Here is a 3,085-nt window from a genome sequence, read left to right as displayed (position 1 = left end):
ATTGCCGGTGCTCTGTCCATGGCGGATGAACACGGCCCTCATGCTGTCTTCGCCTCCTTGGCTGCCAGCTCGCGCAATCCCTTGTAGAGCGTGGTCCGGCTGACCCCGTAGCGTTCGGCCACGGCCGTTACCGTCGCCTCGGGGTCGCTGAGCAACAGCCGGGCCTCACGAAGCTGCTTGGGGGTGAGGGTAGGGGGTCTGCCGCCCAAACGCCCACGGGCGCGCCCTGCGGCTAGGCCAGCACGGGTGCGCTCGCTGATAAGATGGCGCTCAAAGTCGGCTAGGCTGGCAAAGATGTTGAATACCAGCTTGCCGGCCGCCGTGGTCGTGTCGATCGCCTCCGTTACGCTCTCGAACGCGACGCCGCGTTGTGCCAACTCGTTCACCGTGGCGATCAGGTCGGGCAACGATCGGCCGAGCCGATCGAGCCGCCACACCACCAGCGTATCGCCGGCACGCAGCGCCTTCAGTGCGTTCGCCAGTTCAGGCCGGGCGGCCGTCTTACCGGACGCATGTTCGGAATAGATCGGCTCACACCCGCGCGCCTGGAGAACGTCAAGCTGGGGCGCCAAGTCCTGGTCGGCCGTGGACACGCGCGCATAGCCGATCCGGCGCGTGCCGGGCTGACCGGGAAGGGGGGTGGCAGGTGTGTTCAACATTCTTTCCGCGACAGAGGTTTTCTGATCGCAGTTTGTTGCACGGGTTTTTGGACGGTTCAACGCCAGAAAGGGCAGGGTTGTAAACGCTCGCGCTAAGTGGCGGCATTCTGATCGCGCTATTTGTCGGCGAGCGTCGCTACGCGGCTACCGGCTTGGTCTCGGCCGATCGCACATAGGCGTAGAGTGTTGGCTTGGAGATGCCGAGCATCGAGCAAATCTTGGCGATCGGCATCGTGTTCTCGTGGTAGAGCCTGACGGCCAGGTCGCGCTTGTCCTTGCCGAGTGCGGCCGGCCGGCCACCCTTCTTGCCGCGAGCGCGGGCTGCGGTGAGACCGGCCTGGGTCCGCTCGCGGATCAGGTTGCGCTCGAACTCCGCCAATGCCCCGAACAGGTGGAAGGTAAGCTTGCCCGACGTGGTGGTCGTGTCGATCGCCTCGTGCAGGCTCAGCAGCCCGACCTTTTCCTCGTCGAGGTAGGTCATCCATCCGATCAGATCACGGAGCGAGCGGCCGAGCCTGTCGAGGCGCCAGACCACCAGTGTGTCGCCGGCGCGAAGCAGCTCCTTCACCTTTTCCAATCCAGGGCGAGCGGCAGTCGCCCCGGAGGCCTTGTCGGTGATGACCTTCTCGCAGCCGGCAGCCTTCAGCGCATCACGCTGGAGGTCCAGGTTCTGCTCGGCGGTCGATACGCGGGCGTAACCGATTTTCATGCGTAGGGCCGGTGGCGCCCCGATCGGGCGCGGTTTGGGAAGAAAGTCGTCATCGGCAGGTCTATGTTGCCCTAGTTTTCTTTACCGGGTAGATTTACGTCGAACAGGCCGGTTTGGCAACGCGAGCGGACTCGCATGGCGATGGGCGGGACTGTCAGGAATTTTGTGCGGGAGGCCATAGGATGGAATGGAAGGGACCATCGATATGGCAATCGACAAGGACGTTTTGGACCAGCTTCTGGCTGGTCGTGACCCGCAGGAGCTGTTTGCAAAGGACGGTCTGCTCGACGAGCTGAAGAAGGCGTTGTCGGAGCGGATGCTGTCGGCTGAGCTCGACGATCATCTGGAAAGCGAAGGCGCCGCAGGCACCATCAACCGGCGCAACGGGTCATCGAGGAAGACGATGCTGACGGGCACGTCGAAGGTGACGCTGGACGTGCCACGCGACCGGGCGGGGACGTTCGACCCGAAGCTCATCGCCAAATACCAGCGCCGTTTCCCCGACTTCGACGACAAGATCGTCTCGATGTACGCGCGCGGGATGACGGTGCGCGAAATCCGCGGGCACCTCGAGGAGCTGTACGGGATCGGCGTCTCGCCGGACCTGATCTCGACCGTCACCGATGCGGTGCTGGAGGCGGTTGCCGAATGGCAGGGTCGGCCGCTCGACGCCTGCTATCCGCTGGTGTTTTTCGACGCGATCCGGGTGAAGATCCGCGACGAAGGGTTCGTCCGCAACAAGGCGGTCTACATCGCGCTGGGCATTCAGCCGGACGGGACCAAGGAGGTGCTCGGCATCTGGATCGAGCAGACCGAGGGGGCCAAATTCTGGCTGCGCGTTATGAACGAGCTCAGGAACCGCGGCGTCGCCGACATCCTGATCGCCGTCGTCGACGGCCTGAAGGGGTTCCCGGAGGCGATCAACGCTGTCTTCCCCGAGGCCATCGTCCAGACCTGCATCGTCCATCTGATCCGCAACAGCATGAGCTTTGCGTCCTGGAAGGAGCGCAAGTTCATCGCCCAGGCGTTGCGCGGCGTCTACCGTGCCGAGACGCCCGAGGCCGGCATGGCTGCGCTGGAGGCGTTCGAGGCAGGCCCCTGGGGCCAGAAACACCCGGCCATCGCCATAAGCTGGCGGCGACACTGGGACCAGGTGATCCCGTTCTTCGCCTTTCCCGAGGGCGTCCGCCGGATCATCTACACTACGAACGCCATCGAGGCCCTGAATTCGAAGGTTCGCCGTGCCGTCCGTACCCGCGGCCATTTCCCCGGTGACGATGCCGCGATGAAGCTGTTATATCTCGTGCTCAATCACGCGGCGGACGAATGGAAGCGCCCACCGCGCGAATGGGGTGAGGCCAAAAGTCAGTTCGCCGTAATCTTCGGTGAGCGCTTCGTCATCTAATGACGGTAACCGGCCTCTCGCACAAAATTCCTGACAGTCCCCCAAAATGGCGGCCACCTCGTCGCCCAACTAAGTTCGCAATGGAAGCACGCCGCGGCAGGCCTGGTGTTCCTTGCAATCAGCGCGCTAACGCCCGACCATTTCTCGCGCATCGCCGCCATGATGATGTGCGCTACCTTCACTGTGTGCGCCTACTCTGCGGCGGCAAGCGGTCCAAACCGCTGATTGCAGCTTGAGGCTCACAATGTCCCCTTCCTTATGGTAGCAGCGGCACACCTGATCCTGGTTGATGATCATCAAGACTAGCGCACT

General features: G+C 63.3%; 3 protein-coding genes. 1 reads left to right on the top strand and 2 read right to left on the bottom strand.

Annotation, left to right across the window (positions count from 1 at the left end; translation table 11 throughout):
* Window positions 1-38: 38 nt before the first annotated feature.
* Together IMZ35_RS32450 and IMZ35_RS32445 are read right to left on the bottom strand one after the other, a co-directional pair.
* Window positions 39-659: a recombinase family protein gene (locus tag IMZ35_RS32450; protein WP_199444623.1), complete on the bottom strand. Its 621-nt coding sequence runs from the start codon at window positions 657-659 to the stop codon at window positions 39-41.
* 136 nt (window positions 660-795) lie between these two features.
* Entirely contained in the window at window positions 796-1,368 is a 573-nt protein-coding gene (locus IMZ35_RS32445) for a recombinase family protein (RefSeq protein ID WP_007407197.1), read from the bottom strand.
* Between the two features lie 205 nt (window positions 1,369-1,573).
* Between IMZ35_RS32445 and IMZ35_RS32440 the strand changes: the two genes are divergently transcribed.
* Window positions 1,574-2,773, top strand: coding sequence for an IS256 family transposase (locus IMZ35_RS32440; RefSeq protein WP_093068508.1), 1,200 nt, complete (start codon window positions 1,574-1,576; stop codon window positions 2,771-2,773).
* The last annotated feature ends 312 nt before the right edge of the window (window positions 2,774-3,085 follow it).

It is taken from the genome of Umezawaea beigongshangensis (assembly GCF_016464305.1).
Taxonomy (GTDB): Bacteria; Actinomycetota; Actinomycetes; order Mycobacteriales; family Pseudonocardiaceae; genus Umezawaea_A; species Umezawaea_A beigongshangensis.
Note: the sequence above shows the minus strand (reverse complement) of the source record. Positions and strands in the feature narration are given on the sequence as shown.

Bases quoted from the DNA above. Each gene is read 5' to 3' on its own strand.
- IMZ35_RS32450 (WP_199444623.1), bottom strand. From the start codon at position 659: ATGTTGAACACACCTGCCACCCCCCTTCCCGGTCAGCCCGGCACGCGC.
- IMZ35_RS32445 (WP_007407197.1), bottom strand. From the start codon at position 1,368: ATGAAAATCGGTTACGCCCGCGTATCGACCGCCGAGCAGAACCTGGAC.
- IMZ35_RS32440 (WP_093068508.1), top strand. From the start codon at position 1,574: ATGGCAATCGACAAGGACGTTTTGGACCAGCTTCTGGCTGGTCGTGAC.